Source organism: Streptomyces sp. NPDC001373 (assembly GCF_042895815.1).
Classification (GTDB): Bacteria; Actinomycetota; Actinomycetes; order Streptomycetales; family Streptomycetaceae; genus Streptomyces.
Map to the genome: position 1 here is coordinate 157,765 of NZ_JBIAWQ010000004.1, position 15,807 is coordinate 173,571.

A 15,807-nucleotide genomic window follows, 5' to 3' on the forward strand; every position below is an offset into this window, starting at 1 on the left:
CCCCATGGGCTCGCCGCGGCCCGTACCGGGTGACGCTAGGCCGAGGCCGCGAGGTCCGGACAGATTTTCGGAATAACCAATAACCCATCCCCGCAAGGTGATAGAGGACCCGGTCGGCGGTATCACAACGGCATGAGTCTCGTCGTCTTCGAGTCACAGAAGCCGATCCACTGCGCCGACTGCCGACAGGGCCCCCTGCGCCGCCTCGTCCGTGAGGCCGGTGTGCCGCGCTGTCTGGACTGCGCCGACCTCGGGCACCTCGTGTACCTGCCGCGCGGCGACGCGGCGCTCACGCGCAGGGCGCGGGAGGCGAGTTCGCTGTCGGCCGTCGTGGTGCGCCGGCATCGGGGGCGCCGCCGCTACGAGCGCCAGGGCCTGCTGGTCGAGGACGCCGCGCTGGCCCGTGCCGAGCGGGCCTGCCTCGCCGACGCCGACGCCAGGGCCCGGCGCAGGGAGCGCGACCGGCGCCGCCGCGCGGCCGAGGACGTACGGTTCACGGCGGCCTTCGCCGCCGAGATACTCCGGCTGTTCCCCGGCTGCCCGCCCGAGCGGGCTCAGGCGATCGCCGCCCATGCCTCGGTGCGCGGCAGCGGGCGGGTGGGCCGCACCGCGGCCGGCCGGGCCCTGGACGGGCAGGCGGTGTCGATGGCGGTCCGGGCGGCCGTGCGGCACACCGACACCGAGTACGACGCGCTGCTGATGTCCGGGGTGCACCGGTTCGAGGCCCGTGCCCGGCTGGCGGCGCGCATCGACGCGATCCTCGACGGCTGGCGCGCGGGCCCCGTCAGCTGACGCGGAAGCGGCGGTAGAGGAGCACTCCGCCGAGGAGCAGGGCGCCGCTGCCGGGCAGCAGGTAGCCGAGGCCGTCGGAGCCGGTGTGGGCGAGGGCCGAGGTGTCGCCGGGCGGCAGGGACGGGGCGGCCGGCGCGGTCGGGGGCGGGGTGGCCGGCAGATCGGTCACCGGCGGTACGGGCTGGGGCGGCTTGGCTCCGGTGGGGATCTCGCCGTTCACGGAGGTGTTCCCGTGGGAGGCGTTGCCGACGCCGACGACGTTGACCGAGTTCCCGCTGACGTTGAGCGGGAGGTCCACGGGGAGCTGGACGCCGTTGCCCGAGAGCAGCCCCGGCGATCCCTTCGCACCACCCTGCGCGACGGCCCCTCCCCCCTGGACGGATCCGGGTTTCGCCGGATGGGCGGGCCCCGGATCGGGGTGCCCGCCGCCCGGGGCCGCGTCGGTGCAGCGGTTGCCCGCGGCGGGGTTGAGGACTCCCGCCACGTTCACGGTGTTCCCGCACACGTTGACCGGGACCTGTACCGGCAGCTGCACCAGGTTCCCCGAGAGCAGCCCCGGCGACCGCTCGGCGGATCCGCCCGCATCGGCGTCGGCGTGGGCCAGGCCCACCCCCGCCACTGCCAGGCCGCCGCCCGCGACCATCGCCGCGATCAAGCCGTTCCGACGACTGTGACGCATCAGTTTTCCTGCCTTCCGGAGGGTTTCAGGGGCGTCGCGCCCGTACCGGAGACAACGCGGTAGACCCGTTCGGGTTATAGAGCCGGTAGGCATTTCACTCCATCGTGTACTGGGTAGTGCCTACTTCATGACTGAACGCCCCCTGCTCCTGCTGGACGTGGACGGCCCGCTCAACCCCTTCCGGTCCCTCTCCGCGGGCCTGCGCGGCTACACCAGCCACCGCATGCGCCCGGACGTCTGGCTCGCCTACCGCGACCCGGAGTCCCGGCGGGCACGGCGCGGCGTGCGGGTACGCCTCCACCCCTCGCACGGCGCCCGGCTGCTGGCCCTGCCCTTCGAACTCGCCTGGGCCACCGCCTGGACGCACCAGGCCAACACCCTGATTGCCCCGCACATCGGGCTGCCCGCCGACCTCCCCGTCGTCGACTGGCCCGAGCTCTTCGTCCGCGACCCGGACGGCCTCTCCTGGAAGACCCGGCACCTGCTCGACTGGGCGGCCGGCCGGCCCTTCGCCTGGGTCGACGACATGATCACCCCGCAGGACCGGGCCTGGGTGCGCGAGCACCATCCGGCCCCGGCCCTCCTGCTGCGCGTCCACCCCCGTCACGGCCTGCGCGACCGCGACTTCACCGCCCTGTCCGCCTGGGCGGCCGGGCTCACCCCCGCAGGGCGCTGACCGGGTCCGGGGACGGCCGGCCGGTGGGCCACCAGTCGTCCGTCCCCGGGCGGCACTCGTACGCGTACCAGAGACCCTCGCGGCCGAGCCGCAGCTGGCGGGTGCGGTCCGTGAGGCGGTTGTGCTCGGGGCGGAAGGAGCCCAGGCCGGCCGCGAGCAGGCTGGGACGGGCCCGGTCGAAGGGTCCGGCCGGCGGGTCCCACGGCTCGTCGAGGACGGTGAGCGCGGGCAAACCCCCCTGCCGCCAGGCCGCGGCCGCCCGGGCCAGGTCGGTGGTGGTCCGCCCGGTGGCCCGGGCCAGGTCCCGGTAGAGAGCGCGGGCGGCTCCGGTGAGGCCGGCCGTGGGATGCGCGGAGGCCAGCCGGACGGCGTCCTGCCAGAGCCCGAGCCCGCCGATCGGGTCCTCGCCCGTGGTGAGCAGGGCCAGGGCGCGGGCGGCGGCATCGCCGGCGAGCTGCTCCAGCGCCAGCGGGTCCGGGGCCGCCGGGTCGGCGGGGTAGGCGGGCGGCTGGCCCGCCGCGGCGGGTGCGGCGAGCGGGGCGGGCAGCGGGGGCAGGACGGTACGGGCCGCCGCCGCGCGGGCCGGGACGCCGGGGAAGTCCGCTACGGCGTCGGGCCGTTCCCGCGCGGCATGGGCGGCGTTGCGGCGGGCGAGGTCGTCGAGGAGCTCCCGCTCGCCCCGTCCGCGCAGGAGAAGCAGGACGAACGGGTCGGTGTCGAGAAGGCGGGCCGCCCGATAGCAGAGGGCCGCGGCGTGCTTGCAGGGCGGGCTCGCCGGGTCCGGGCAGGAGCAGCGGGCGCGGAGTTCGCCCGCACCGGGCAGGATCCGCCCGGCGAGGGACTGCGGGACCTCCCGCTCCAACAGCGCCGCCAGAGCGGCGGGATCGGCCGCCACCTCCTCCAGCACCTCGGCCCACTCGGCGTCGGTGAAGGCGGCCAGGGCCAGCTCCGTGCGGTACGGGCGGGCCTTGCTGCCGCGGACGTAGGCCACGATCCGGCCGGGGGTGACGGTGACCGCGTCGACGTGGCCCTCGGCGGCGTACGCGCGGCCGCGCGCGAGGCGGGCCGCGTCCGGGGCGCGCTCCTCCAGGGCGCCCACCCAGGCCCGGCCCCACCAGGTGGCGGCCCCGGCCCCGGCGGGCACGGTCTCGAAGCTGCGGCGGCGGTCCTCCCGCGCGGTGATCACGCGGGCCTCCGCAGGGAGACGAGGTCGGCCAGCTCCCGGTCGCCGAGCTCGGTGAGGGCGGCTTCGCCGGAGCCGAGGACGGCGTCGGCGAGGGCGCGCTTAGTTTCGAGGAGTTCGGCGATGCGGTCCTCGACGGTGCCTTCGGCGATGATGCGGTGGACCTGGACGGGCTGGGTCTGGCCGATGCGGTAGGCGCGGTCGGTGGCCTGTTCCTCGACGGCCGGGTTCCACCAGCGGTCGTAGTGGACGACGTGGCCGGCGCGGGTGAGGTTGAGGCCGGTCCCGGCGGCCTTGAGGGAGAGCAGGAAGACGGGGACCTCGCCGGACTGGAAGCGGTCGACGAGTTCCTCGCGGCGGGGCACGGGGGTGCCTCCGTGCAGCAGCTGGGTGGGGACGCCGCGGGCGGCGAGGTGGCGTTCGAGGATGCGGGCCATCGTCACGTACTGGGTGAAGACCAGGACCGAGCCGCCCTCGGCCAGGATGGTGTCCAGGAGCTCGTCGAGCAGGGCGAGCTTGCCCGAGCGGTGCGGGATGCGCGGATCGGCTTCCCGCAGGTACTGGGCGGGGTGGTTGCAGATCTGCTTGAGCGAGGCCAGCAGCTTCATGATCAAGCCGCGCCGTTCGATGCCCTCGCTCCCCTCGATCACGGCCATCGCCTCCTCCACCGCCGCCTGGTAGAGCGAGACCTGCTCCCGGGTCAGGGACACCGGGTGGTCGGTCTCGGTCTTCGGCGGCAGCTCGGGCGCGATGCCGGGGTCGGACTTCCTGCGGCGCAGCAGGAACGGCCGCACCAGCGCCGCCAGCCGGGCGACGGCCTCCTCGTTGCCCCCGTCCTCCTCCGTCTGGTGCTCCACCGGGCGGGCGTGCCGGGCGCGGAAGGTGGTGAGCGGACCGAGCAGTCCGGGCGTGGTCCAGTCGAGCAGGGCCCACAGCTCGGAGAGGTTGTTCTCGACCGGGGTGCCGGTGAGGGCCACCCGGGCCGGGGCCGGGATCGTGCGCAGCGCCTTCGCGGTCGCGGAGTGCGGGTTCTTGACGTGCTGCGCCTCGTCGGCGACGACCAGTCCCCAGCTCTGGGCGGCCAGCCGAGCGGCCGAGGCCCGCATGGTCCCGTAGGTGGTGAGGACGAAGCCGCCGTCGAGGGAGTCGAGGCTGCGGTCTCCGCCGTGGAAGCGGCGCACGGGCGTGCCCGGCGCGAACTTCTCGATCTCCCGCTGCCAGTTCCCCAGCAGCGACGCCGGGCACACCACCAGCGTGGGCTCCGGACGGGCCCGGTGCAGGTGCAGGGCGATCAGCGTGACCGTCTTGCCCAGGCCCATGTCGTCGGCCAGGCAACCGCCCAGCCCGAGCGAGGTCATCAGGTCCAGCCAGGCCAGACCGCGCAGCTGGTAGTCCCGCAGCACCGCCTTCAGCCCCGCCGGGGCCGCCATCGGTCCCGGCTCGCCCGTCAGCCGGTCCCGGAGCGCGGCCAGCGCCCCCACCGGGACGGCCTCCACCGTCTCCCCGTCGACCTCGGCCTTCCCCGTCAGGACGGTGGCCAGCGCGTCCACCGGGTCCAGCAGTCCCAGCTCCCGCCTGCGCGCCTTGCGCACCAGCTCGGGATCGACCCGCACCCACTGGTCGCGCAGCCGCACCACCGGGCGGTGGGCCTGGGCGAGGGCGTCCATCTCCGACGGGGTGAGCCGGTCCCCGCCCAGCGCGAGCTCCCAGGAGAACGCGAACAGCCCGGCGGCGTCGAAGAAGGCGGTGCCGTCGATGGCGGAGCCGGGCGCGGCCTGCCGGACGGCGGCGGTCGCGGTCAGGGTACGGGCCAGCTCGCGCGGCCAGTGGACGACGACCCCGGCCCGCTCCAGCCGGGTCGCAGCCGCGCCCAGCAGGTCTTCGAGTTCCGGGTCGGACAGGGCGAGGGCGTCGGGCACGGGCTGGTCGAGCAGGCGCAGCAGCGGCGGCCAGACCCGGCCGGCCCGGCGCAGCGCGAGCACGGCGTCGATCCGGGCGCGCGGCCCGAACCCGGACGCGGCGGCGCCGGCCCACAGCTGCGCGGCGTCCGTCACCAGGGTCGGGTCGGCGAGGCTGTGCACCTGGACCACGGCGGCCCCGGCGCGGCGGACGTCCTCCGGCGCGGCCTCGTCGAACAGGCGGAAGGCGGACAGGTCGAGGCGCAGGGAGATCCCCACCCCGGCGTCGGTGCCGGCCGCGACCTGCGCGGCCCACTCCCGTATCCCGGGCACGGGCTGCGGCTCCGCCGCGGCGAAGGGCGGTCCGGCGGCGAACGGCGCGGCGGGGGTGCGGGGCAGGGTGTCGGCGACGGCGTCGAGGAACGCCCGGACCAGGGCCTGCGGTTCGGGCAGCGCCAGCGGGCGGCGCCCGGCGAGCGGGGTGGCGTACCCCTCGTGCGGGAGGGCGGCTGCGACGGCGCGCAGGTACCCGACGTCATCGGCGTCGAGCGGCCCCGCACGCCAGGCGTCGACCCCCTCGGGGGTGAGCCCGGGCAGCAGGCGGCCCCGGGCGGTGAGCACCAGTGCCTGGACGGCGGCGGTGCCCCAGGCACGGGTGGCGGGATGGGCGGCCGGGCTGCGGGCGGCCCCTACCAGCAGGGGCAGGGCCTCGGCCACGGACAGGGACATGGCGGGCACGGTGCGGGTGCGGACCCCCGGGCCGTGCGGCCGCACCACCTGGAGCGGATGCGGGGTCCCGGCGCCCTCGGGCAGCGGCTCCCCCTCGGGGCACCAGAAGGCGATCCGCCCCTCCCGGGGGACGGCCGCGGGCAGGAACACGGCGGCCCGGCGCAGCAGGGGCTGCGGCGGCGGCTGCGTGGTCACGGGGGGTCCCCCTCCCTGGTGCTCGGCTCCGCCCGGTCATGGCGGATCCACTGCCGCCGAGTCTAGGCGTGGCCACTGACAACGCCGCTGACCTGGGCATACGCAAAGCCCCTAGGGCGTGCAACCATGGAAGGGAGGTCTCCGTCGGACGAGGGACGACCATGCGCACCGGAAACGAACCCCTGACCGCCCGCAGTCCGCTGCGGCTGCGCTTCTGGCTCAGTCTGTGGGGGCTGATCTGGGCCGCCGCCGGGGCGGCCGTGTTCTCGCTGGCCGAACGGCCGGGGTGGGCCGCGGCCTGCGCGGCGCTGGCGGTGCTGGCCGCCGTGGACCTGGCGGTCGTGGTGCGGCACATCCACCAGGGGCCGCACTACCAGCCGGGCCGGGACATCCCCCCGTACGAACCCCCGCATAGCCGCTGACGCACCACCGGCCACCACGGGCGGCCGGCCCCGCCGGGCGCCGGGTTCTCGCACGAGCGTGCCCGCACCGGTCGGCCCGGGGCGCCGGCCCCGACCCGCCGCGGCACCGGCCCCGGGCGGCCCCGCCGGACCCGGGCGCTCCCGGAAGACCTGCGGGGCCCGTCCGCCGGTGTGTCAGCCCTCGAAGCGGGCCGCGGCCAGGTACTCCGGCTGGGGGTCGAGGGCGGCGGCGAGCCGGAAGTGCCGGCGGGCCTGCTCGTGCCGGCCGGAGCGCTGGTGGGTGCGGGCCAGCGCGAAGTGGGCGAAGGCGTTGTCCGGCTCCCGCTCCAGGACCAGCTCGAACTCCAGCTGCGCCGGCCGCAGCTGCGCCGCCGCGAAGAACGCCCGGGCGCGCAGCAGCCGGGCTGCGGTGTTCTCCGGATGGGCGGCTATGACGGAGTCCAGCAGCCGGACCGCACCGCGCGGGTCCCGGGCAGCGAGGAGCTGCTCGGCGGCCCTGTAGTCGATGACGTGGGTCTCGGGAGTCGGGGGGCCGGAGGACTCCGGCGGGGACGGCGGCGTGGGCGTGGTGTCGGGCACAGTGTGTCTCCTTCCCTCTGCGCACGCCCTCAACGCGCCTGTGCTCCGCGGTTGTTCCCCGTCACCCGACGGCACCGCCCGGCTACTCCCCCGGAGCCCCGGACTCCGCGCGCGCGGCGGCGGCCCGGGCGGCGAGCTGCTCCCACACCCGGCGGACCTGGGGCTCCAGCGCCTCCAGCGGACCGTCGTTGTCGATCACCAGGGTGGCCACGGCCAGCCGCTGCTCCCGGGTGGCCTGGGCGGCCATCCGGGCCCGGGCCTCCTCCTCGGTCATTCCGCGCAGGGCGGTCAGCCGGGCCAGCTGCGTCCCGGGCGCGGCGTCCACGACGACGACCAGGTCGTACAGCGGCGCGAGCCCGTTCTCGGTGAGGAGCGGGACGTCGTGGACCACGATCGCGCCGGGCCCCGCCGCCCGCTCCAGCTCGGCGGACCGGGCCCCGACCAGCGGGTGCACGATCGCGTTCAGGGTCCGGAGCTTCTCCTGGTCGGCGAAGACGATCGTGCCCAGCCTGGGCCGGTCGAGCGTTCCGTCGGCGGTCAGCACGGAGTCCCCGAAGGCCTCCACCACGGCCGCGAGGCCGGGCGTACCGGGCTCCACGACCTCCCGCGCGATCCGGTCGGCGTCCACGACGACCGCCCCGTACCCCGCCAGCAGCCGCGAGACCTCGCTCTTGCCGGCGCCGATTCCGCCTGTCAGGCCCACCTTCAGCATGCCCAGCACCCTAGCGCCCCTCCCCCGGACGGCTCCGGCCGCATCCCCTCGGTCCCGCTACGCCTCGCCCTCGCGCTCGGCGAGGAACCGCTCGAACTCGCGGCCGATCTCGTCCGCCGTCGGGATCTCGGCCGGCTCGGCGATCATGTTGCCGCGGGTCTCGGCCCCGGCGGCGGCGTCGTACTGGTGCTCCAGACCCTGGACGAGGCTGACGAGCTCCTCGTCGCCCTCGCGGATCTGCCGGTCGATCTCCGTCTGCGTGCGGTGGGCCTCGGTGCGCAGGGCGTGGGCGACGGCCGGCAGGACCAGTCCGGTCGCGGCCGTGATCGCCTCCAGCGCGGTGAGCGCCGCGTCGGGGTAGGAGGAACGGGCGACGTAGTGCGGGACGTGCGCCGCGACGCCGAGCACGTCGTGCCCGGCCTGGCCGAGCCGGAACTCGACCAGCGACTCCGCGCTGCCCGGGACCTGCGCCTCGTCGAAGGGGCTGCGGTGGCCGGGCATGAGGTCAGTGCGGTTGCCGTGGGGGGTGATGCCGACGGGCCGGGTGTGCGGGACGCCCATGGGGATGCCGTGGAAGTTGACCGAGAGGCGCACGCCGAGCCGCTCGACGATCTGGCGGACGGCGACGGCGAAGCGCTCCCACTCCACGTCCGGCTCGGGGCCCGACAGCAGCAGGAAGGGCGCGCCGGTGGCGTCCTGGACGAGGCGGACCTCCAGCCGGGGCTCCTCGAACTCCGTCCAGTGGTCGCGCTGGAAGGTCAGCAGCGGGCGGCGGGCCCGGTAGTCCACCAGCCGGTCGGCGTCGAAGCGGGCCACCACCTGGTGGGGCAGGGTGTCCAGGAGCCGTTCGACGATCTGCTCCCCGGTCTCGCCGGCGTCGATGTACCCCTCGAAGTGGTAGAGCATGACCAGTCCGGCCGAGTCCTGGGCGAGCGCCACGTCGGCCACCGCCAGACCCTTGGCGTCCCATTCGTACAGACCCTGTGGATCAAGCACCGTCACCACTCCTCCCTCTCGCCGTGTTCTCTGCTGGGAACGTCCAAGGACGCCCCGCCATTCCCCAGTTGGCCGGATTCACGGGATCGCGACAAGCCCCCCTCAGCGGACGAGCCCCTCTCCGCGGACGAGCCCCCTTCCGCGGACGAGCCGCCCCTGCCCCGACGGGGACTCCCCCGGCAACGCGACGAGGCCCGCCCCCCGAAGGGGACGGGCCTCGTCGTTCAGCTCACCTCACGCCGGAGCGTGGTGTGCACGCTGCGCTGCGATCAGCTCTGGCCGCCGGCCAGCTTCTCGCGGAGCGCGGCCAGGGCCTCGTCGGACGCCAGGGCGCCGGAGGTCTCGTCCGCACCCTCGGAGGAGTAGGAGCCACCGGAGATGCCCGCACCGGCGTTGCCACCGGCGGCCGGGGCGGTCTCGCCCGCGGCGGCAGCGGCCTCGTCGGCCTCGCGGCTCTTGATGACCTGCGCCTGGTGCTGCTCGAAGCGGACCTGCGCCTCGGCGTACTGGCGCTCCCACGTCTCGCGCTGGGTCTCGTAGCCCTCGAGCCAGTCGTTGGTCTCGGGGTCGAAGCCCTCGGGGTAGATGTAGTTGCCCTGGTCGTCGTAGGACGCGGCCATGCCGTACAGGGTCGGGTCGAACTCGACCGACGCCGGGTCGGCACCGAAGGACTCGTTGGCCTGCTTGAGGGACAGCGAGATCCGGCGACGCTCGAGGTCGATGTCGATGACCTTGACGAAGATCTCGTCGTTGACCTGGACGACCTGCTCCGGGATCTCCACGTGGCGCTCGGCCAGCTCGGAGATGTGGACCAGACCCTCGATGCCCTCGTCCACGCGGACGAACGCACCGAACGGAACCAGCTTGGTGACCTTACCCGGGACGACCTGGCCGATCTGGTGGGTCCGGGCGAACTGCTGCCACGGGTCCTCCTGCGTCGCCTTCAGCGACAGGGAGACGCGCTCGCGGTCCATGTCCACGTCGAGAACCTCGACGGTGACCTCCTGGCCGACCTCGACGACCTCGGACGGGTGGTCGATGTGCTTCCAGGACAGCTCGGAGACGTGCACGAGGCCGTCGACACCGCCCAGGTCCACGAACGCACCGAAGTTGACGATCGAGGAGACGACGCCGGAGCGGACCTGACCCTTCTGCAGGGTGGTGAGGAACGTCTGGCGGACCTCGGACTGGGTCTGCTCGAGCCAGGCACGGCGGGACAGGACCACGTTGTTGCGGTTCTTGTCCAGCTCGATGATCTTCGCCTCGAGCTCCTTGCCCACGTAGGGCTGGAGGTCGCGGACGCGACGCATCTCGACCAGGGAGGCCGGGAGGAAGCCGCGGAGGCCGATGTCGAGGATGAGACCACCCTTGACGACCTCGATGACGGTACCGGTGACGATGCCGTCCTCTTCCTTGATCTTCTCGATCGTGCCCCAGGCACGCTCGTACTGAGCGCGCTTCTTGGACAGGATCAGGCGGCCTTCCTTGTCCTCCTTCTGGAGAACCAGGGCCTCGATCTCGTCACCGACCTTGACGACCTCGTTCGGGTCGACGTCGTGCTTGATCGAGAGCTCGCGGCTCGGGATCACGCCTTCCGTCTTGTAACCGATGTCGAGCAGGACCTCGTCCCGGTCGACCTTCACGATGACGCCGTCGACGATGTCGCCGTCGTTGAAGTACTTGATCGTCTCGTCGATCGCGGCCAGGAAGGCTTCCGCGTTACCGATGTCGTTGACCGCTACCTGCGGAGTGGTGGTGGCGGTGGTCTCGGTGCTGCTCGTCATGTGGGAAAGGGCTCCGGTTACGGACAGAAAGTCGTAGGTACTGCTACGCCGGGAGCCCTTATCGGCATCTGCCGATGAAGCCGGACAGCCAAGGAAGCCCATCCCCCGCAAGGGGTAGGGGCCTCGAAAACCGAGGGGACATTCAACAGATGCAAGCGCAGCCTGCTATGTCTGAGGAGCACAGGCTCGCAGCGCAACTTGTAGCATACGGGGGCAGCCGGACAGGGTCAATGCGCGAAGGCGCACACCGCGGGCGGATCACCTCATAACCGGCACAATTCGTGGGCGGGAACGCCCTGATGAGCGATCCGCGCGAACTTTCAGCCGTCCGGGTGCACCAGCCATCCGCAGACTACGACGACGGGCCCCATGAACCAAGAGGACTACGCCCCCGAAGACGCGCCCGAGGGCGAGGACGACGCCGAGGCCACCCGGCGCGAGGCCGGGGAGGCGGAGAGCAGCCGCGCGAGCCGCGGCTGGTGGGACCGCAACGCCGACGAGTACCAGAGCGAGCACGGCGCGTTCCTGGGCGACGACCGCTTCGTCTGGGGGCCGGAGGGCCTGGACGAGGAGGAGGCCGAGCTCCTCGGCCCCGCCGCCTCCCTCCAGGGCAAGGACGTCCTGGAGATCGGCGCCGGCGCCGCCCAGTGCTCGCGCTGGCTCGCCGCGCAGGGCGCCCGCCCGGTGGCCCTGGACCTCTCGCACCGCCAGCTCCAGCACGCCCTGCGCATCGGCGGCGAGGTCCCCCTCGTGGAGGCCGACGCCGGCCGGCTTCCCTTCCGCGACGGCTCCTTCGACCTGGCCTGCTCCGCCTACGGGGCCGTCCCCTTCGTCGCCGACCCGGTCAACGTCATGCGCGAGGTGCACCGCGTGCTGCGCCCCGGCGGGCGCTGGGTCTTCTCCGTCACCCACCCGATCCGCTGGGCCTTCCCCGACGAACCCGGCCCCGAGGGGCTGTCCGTGTCCGCCTCCTACTTCGACCGGACCCCTTACGTCGAGCAGGACGAGCAGGGCCGTGCCGTCTACGTCGAGCACCACCGCACCCTCGGCGACCGGGTCCGGGACGTGGTCGCGGGCGGCTTCCGGCTGCTGGACCTCGTGGAGCCGGAGTGGCCGGAGTGGAACGCCCAGGAGTGGGGCGGCTGGTCCCCGCTGCGCGGCAACCTGATCCCGGGCACGGCCGTCTTCGTGTGCGAGCGGGACTGAGCCCTTGATCCGCGAGTCCGCCCTCGACGCCCTGCCCGTACGCGAAGCCCTGCCGGCCCTCACCCGGGCGCTGGACGGCCACGGCGCGGCCGTGCTGTGCGCCCCGCCGGGCACCGGCAAGACCACGCTGGTCCCGCTGGTGCTGGCCGGGCTGGTCGGCGGGGGCCCGCGGCGCCGGGTGGTGGTCGCCGAGCCCCGGCGGATCGCCGCCCGGGCGGCGGCCCGGCGGATGGCCTGGCTGCTGGGCGAGGCCGTCGGGGACTCGGTGGGCTTCACCGTGCGCGGGGAGCGGCTCGCGGGCCGTTCCACCCTCGTGGAGGTGGTGACCACCGGGGTGCTGCTCCAGCGGCTCCAGCGCGACCAGGAGCTGGCCGGGGTGGACGTGGTGGTCCTGGACGAGTGCCATGAGCGGCACCTGGACGCCGACACCGTCGCCGCCTTCCTGCTGGACGTCCGCGCGGCCCTGCGCCCGGAGCTGCGCCTGGTCGCGGCGTCGGCGACGACCGACGCGGCGGGCTGGGCCCGGCTGCTGGGGGACGCGCCCGTGGTGGAGGCCGCGGGGGTCTCGTACCCGGTGGAGACGGTGTGGGCGCCGCCCGCCCGGCCGGTGCGGCCGCCGCACGGGATGCGGGTGGATCCGGCGCAGCTGGCGCACGTGGCCTCGGTGGTGCGCCGGGCGCTGGCGGAACGTTCCGGCGACGTGCTGTGCTTCCTGCCCGGTGTCGGCGAGATCGCCCGGGTCGCCGGGCAGCTGGGCGGGGGTCCCCCCGACGGAGTCGGCGGGAGGGTGGACGCGGAGGTGCTCCAGGTCCACGGCCGGGCGGCCGCCGCCGTGCAGGACGCGGCACTGACCGCCTCGGCGCACCGGCGGGTGATCCTCTCGACGGCGGTCGCGGAGTCGAGCCTGACCGTTCCGGGCGTCCGGGTGGTCGTGGACTCGGGGCTGGCCCGCGAGCCGCGGGTGGACCACGCCCGGGGGCTGGGCGCGCTGGCGACCGTACGGGCCTCCCGGGCGGCGGGCCGCCAGCGGGCGGGCCGGGCCGGGCGGGAGGCGCCGGGCGTGGTGTACCGGTGCTGGTCGGAGGCGGAGGACGGGCGGCTGCCGGCCTTCCCCTCCCCCGAGATCCGGATCGCGGACCTGGCGCAGTTCGCGCTCCAGGCCGCCTGCTGGGGCGACCCGGACGCGTCGGGGCTCGCGCTGCTGGACCCGCCGCCGGCCGGGGCGATGGCCGCGGCCCGGGAGGTGCTGTCGGCCGTCGGCGCGGTGGACACGGCCGGCCGGCCGACCGCGCGGGGGCTGCGGATGGCCCGGCTGGGCCTGCACCCGCGGCTGGGCCGCGCCCTGCTGGACGGCTCCGCCGTGCTCGGGGACCGGCGGGCGGCGGAGGTGGTGGCGCTGCTGAGCGAGGAGCCGCCGCGGGGATACGGAGACGACCTGGCCGCCGCGTGGCAGGCTGCGCGGCGGGGCGGCGACGCGTACGCGGCCCGGTGGCGGGCGGAGGCCGGCCGCCTGCGCCGGGTGGTCCGGGCCGAAGCTCCCGCCACCGGTGGCGGGGGCGGCGAGGACACCACCGCGCGGAGCCTCTCCCCCGCCCCGCCCCTTCCCGGAACGGGGGTGTGCGACCCCGGCCGCCGCCCGTCGGGCGCTGCGCGCCCGAACCGCCGGGGCTCCGCCCCGGACCCCGCCCCCCAAACGCCGGAGGGGCCGGATCCCGGTGCGGGTCACGGCCGGGGCCCAGCCCCCGCGACGGGTCCGGGAACGGGCGAAGGGCGGGGAGGGGACCTGCTCCCCGGCGACGGCCGCGCCGTCGGCGCCGACGACCATGCCGCCGGGCTGGTCGCGGCCCTCGCGTTCCCCGAGCGGGTCGCGAAGGCCAAGGGCACAGGCGGCTTCCTCATGGCCTCCGGGACCGGGGCCGAGCTCGCCGACGGGTCCCGTCTGCGCCACGCGGACTGGCTCGCGGTCGCCGTCGCCGACCGTGCCCCGCACTCCGTGTCCGCACGGGTGCGGCTGGCCGCCGTCCTGGACGAGGACACCGCCCGGGCCGCCGCCGCGCACCTGCTGGCCTCGGGCGAGGAGGTGCGCTGGGAGGACGGCGACGTGGTCGCGCGGGCGGCCGAGCGGCTCGGGGCGATCGAGCTGGTGGTCCGGCCGCTGCGGGATCCCGACCCGGCGCTGGTGCGGGCCGCCCTGCTGGACGGGCTGCGCGACGAGGGGCTCGGCCTGCTGCGCTGGTCGCCCGACGCGGTGGCGCTCCGCGCCCGCCTCGGCTTCCTGCACCGTACGCTCGGCGGCGCCTGGCCCGACGTGGCGGACGACGCGGCGCTGCTGGAGCGGGCGGACGACTGGCTGGAGCCGGAGCTGTCGCGGGCCCGGCGCCGCGGCGACCTGGGCCGGATCGACGCCGGGCAGGCCCTGAACCGGCTGCTGCCCTGGGCCACCGGCGAGGCGGTCCGGCTCGACGAGCTGGCCCCGGAGCGGATCGAGGTGCCGAGCGGCTCCCGGATCCGCGTGGACTACACGGGCGAGCAGCCGGTGCTGGCGGTGAAGCTCCAGGAGCTGTTCGGGCTGGCGCGCACGCCCCGGGTGGCGGGGGTGCCCGTCCTCGTGCACCTGCTGTCGCCCGCCGGGCGGCCCGCCGCCGTCACCGCCGACCTGGCCTCCTTCTGGCAGGGCGGCTACCGCGCGGTGCGCGCCGAGCTGCGCGGGCGCTACCCGAAGCACCCGTGGCCAAAGGACCCGGCGACGGCCGAGCCCACCCGCCACACCAACGCCCGGCTCAGGGGCCGCTGACCGGGGAGCCCGGGGCCCGGCGGCCCCGGGCCTCCAGCCAGAGCGCGGCCGCGAGGAGGACGAGGCCGCCGAGGGCGAGGCCGGCCGGGGCGTAGGTGTGGAGGGCGAGGACCTTCGTACGGTTGGCGGCGACGAGGTCGCGGGTGTACTTCGCGTAGTCCTCGCGCATCGTCACGTGGCCGGCGAAGGCGGTGAGCCGGCCCTCGGGGGCGCCGGCCGCGATGCCGCCACGCATCTCCTGCTGGATGTCCTGCTCGGCGTTGACGGGCGCGCCGGTGACCGGGTCGACCCAGAAGCGGACCCTGGCCGTGTACCAGAGGGTGGTCCCGGTGGTCTGCTCGATGGTCGCCGGGTCGATGCCCTCGATCGGCATCTTCTTGGGCATGGGGACCTTGGTCCAGGGGACGGTCTGCTCGAAGTAGTAGACGTCCATGCCGCGGTAGGTGCGGGGGCCGGCGTAGTGGATCGGCGAGGAGGTCCGGGTCTGGGCGTCGAAGTAGAGGTAGTCGCGCGGCTCGGTGAAGAAGGGCCACTTGAACTCGATGCCCTCGCGTTTCACGGGGTCGCCGTCGACCGTCTCGCCGGTGGCGTGCACCGGGTCCTGGGTGTGGGCGTCGAAGATGTAGCGCTCGGGGATCCGCGAGACCATCTTGCCGTCCGGGCCGATGATGTAGGTGAGCGTGTCCCAGACGACGACGTCCCTGCCCGCGTCGGCCTCGATCTCCCGGGACGCCTCGACGTCGCCCTTGAGGGTCTGGACGATGGTGACCTTGTCGACCTTCCTGGGCTGCATCCCTCCGGTGTAGTCGAGGAGGGTGGCGTCCTTGGCCTCCAGGACGACCGTCTGGTACTGGTTCGGCGGGATCTTGGCCAGGCGGGGGTACGCGTACCAGCGCAGCAGCGGTGCGAGGGCTGCGCAGAACACGGCGAGGGCCAGCAGGACGAGGCTCGCTCTGCGTCGCACGGCCGGGCCTCCTTACTCCTGTCCGGGCGCGGGGGGCGCGGTGGTGAGCAGGGGCTTGGGCGAGGTCCCGCCTTCGGGCACCCCGAACGCCGTGACGGCGAGGACGAGGGCCAGCGCGGCGGCCAGCCCGATGGCGGCGGCGACGAGTGCGCGCACGGCGGGGCCTCCCTGGATCTGATGGGTCGTCAGGGAGGCGTA

Annotated in this window: 14 protein-coding genes; 5 read left to right on the forward strand and 9 right to left on the reverse strand. The window is 75.1% G+C overall.

The features are described from left to right. The first annotated feature begins 132 nt into the window (after positions 1-132). On the forward strand, positions 133-792 hold the full coding sequence (locus ACFY15_RS11685) for a DUF2293 domain-containing protein (RefSeq protein WP_390685829.1): 660 nt from the start codon (positions 133-135) through the stop codon (positions 790-792). Here the strand turns inward: ACFY15_RS11685 and ACFY15_RS11690 are convergent. Continuing rightward, the gene (locus ACFY15_RS11690) at positions 785-1,471 is read right to left on the reverse strand and encodes a chaplin (RefSeq protein ID WP_390685828.1); all 687 of its coding nucleotides are present in this window, start codon (positions 1,469-1,471) and stop codon (positions 785-787) included. The two genes, ACFY15_RS11685 and ACFY15_RS11690, sit on opposite strands and share 8 nt — an antisense overlap. 127 nt (positions 1,472-1,598) lie before the next feature. Here ACFY15_RS11690 and ACFY15_RS11695 point away from each other — a divergent pair, with 127 nt between their 5' ends. Next, the gene (locus ACFY15_RS11695; RefSeq protein WP_390685827.1) at positions 1,599-2,147 is read left to right on the forward strand and encodes a hypothetical protein; all 549 of its coding nucleotides are present in this window, start codon (positions 1,599-1,601) and stop codon (positions 2,145-2,147) included. Here ACFY15_RS11695 and ACFY15_RS11700 read toward each other — a convergent pair. Together ACFY15_RS11700 and ACFY15_RS11705 are read right to left on the reverse strand one after the other, a co-directional pair. Then, entirely contained in the window at positions 2,128-3,333 is a 1,206-nt protein-coding gene (locus ACFY15_RS11700) for an SWIM zinc finger family protein (protein WP_390685826.1), read from the reverse strand. The genes ACFY15_RS11695 and ACFY15_RS11700 overlap by 20 nt on opposite strands. Then, the gene (locus tag ACFY15_RS11705; RefSeq protein ID WP_390685825.1) at positions 3,330-6,152 is read right to left on the reverse strand and encodes a DEAD/DEAH box helicase; all 2,823 of its coding nucleotides are present in this window, start codon (positions 6,150-6,152) and stop codon (positions 3,330-3,332) included. The genes ACFY15_RS11700 and ACFY15_RS11705 overlap by 4 nt, the downstream gene beginning before the upstream one ends. A 161-nt stretch (positions 6,153-6,313) precedes the next feature. Between ACFY15_RS11705 and ACFY15_RS11710 the strand changes: the two genes are divergently transcribed. Next, positions 6,314-6,574, forward strand: coding sequence for a DUF6343 family protein (locus ACFY15_RS11710; protein ID WP_390685824.1), 261 nt, complete (start codon positions 6,314-6,316; stop codon positions 6,572-6,574). Positions 6,575-6,748: 174 nt separating this feature from the next. Here ACFY15_RS11710 and ACFY15_RS11715 read toward each other — a convergent pair whose 3' ends face one another. From ACFY15_RS11715 to rpsA, 4 genes are all read right to left on the reverse strand, one after another. Next, a complete protein-coding gene (locus ACFY15_RS11715) occupies positions 6,749-7,153 on the reverse strand; it encodes a tetratricopeptide repeat protein (RefSeq protein WP_390685823.1) in 405 nt (134 codons plus the stop codon). Positions 7,154-7,235: 82 nt separating this feature from the next. Next, positions 7,236-7,865 carry a dephospho-CoA kinase gene (coaE, locus tag ACFY15_RS11720; protein WP_390685822.1) on the reverse strand — a complete coding sequence of 210 codons (630 nt, stop codon included), beginning with the start codon at positions 7,863-7,865 and terminating at the stop codon, positions 7,236-7,238. Positions 7,866-7,922: 57 nt separating this feature from the next. Further along, positions 7,923-8,861 carry a PAC2 family protein gene (locus ACFY15_RS11725; protein WP_390685821.1) on the reverse strand — a complete coding sequence of 313 codons (939 nt, stop codon included), beginning with the start codon at positions 8,859-8,861 and terminating at the stop codon, positions 7,923-7,925. Positions 8,862-9,130: 269 nt separating this feature from the next. Continuing rightward, complete coding sequence (gene rpsA, locus ACFY15_RS11730; protein WP_042812805.1) at positions 9,131-10,645, reverse strand: 30S ribosomal protein S1; 1,515 nt, start codon at positions 10,643-10,645, stop codon at positions 9,131-9,133. Positions 10,646-11,014: 369 nt separating this feature from the next. Between rpsA and ACFY15_RS11735 the strand changes: the two genes are divergently transcribed. Continuing rightward, on the forward strand, positions 11,015-11,851 hold the full coding sequence (locus tag ACFY15_RS11735) for a class I SAM-dependent methyltransferase (protein WP_390685820.1): 837 nt from the start codon (positions 11,015-11,017) through the stop codon (positions 11,849-11,851). 4 nt (positions 11,852-11,855) lie between these two features. Then, positions 11,856-14,645, forward strand: a complete 2,790-nt coding sequence (locus ACFY15_RS11740; RefSeq protein ID WP_390685819.1) for an ATP-dependent RNA helicase — start codon at positions 11,856-11,858, stop codon at positions 14,643-14,645. Here ACFY15_RS11740 and ACFY15_RS11745 read toward each other — a convergent pair. Then, positions 14,632-15,609 (reverse strand): DUF3068 domain-containing protein, encoded by a 978-nt coding sequence (locus ACFY15_RS11745; RefSeq protein WP_390685818.1) that lies wholly within the window; start codon positions 15,607-15,609, stop codon positions 14,632-14,634. The genes ACFY15_RS11740 and ACFY15_RS11745 overlap by 14 nt on opposite strands. 12 nt (positions 15,610-15,621) lie before the next feature. Next, on the reverse strand, positions 15,622-15,765 hold the full coding sequence (locus ACFY15_RS11750) for an SPW_0924 family protein (protein WP_390685817.1): 144 nt from the start codon (positions 15,763-15,765) through the stop codon (positions 15,622-15,624). Positions 15,766-15,807 lie beyond the last annotated feature (42 nt).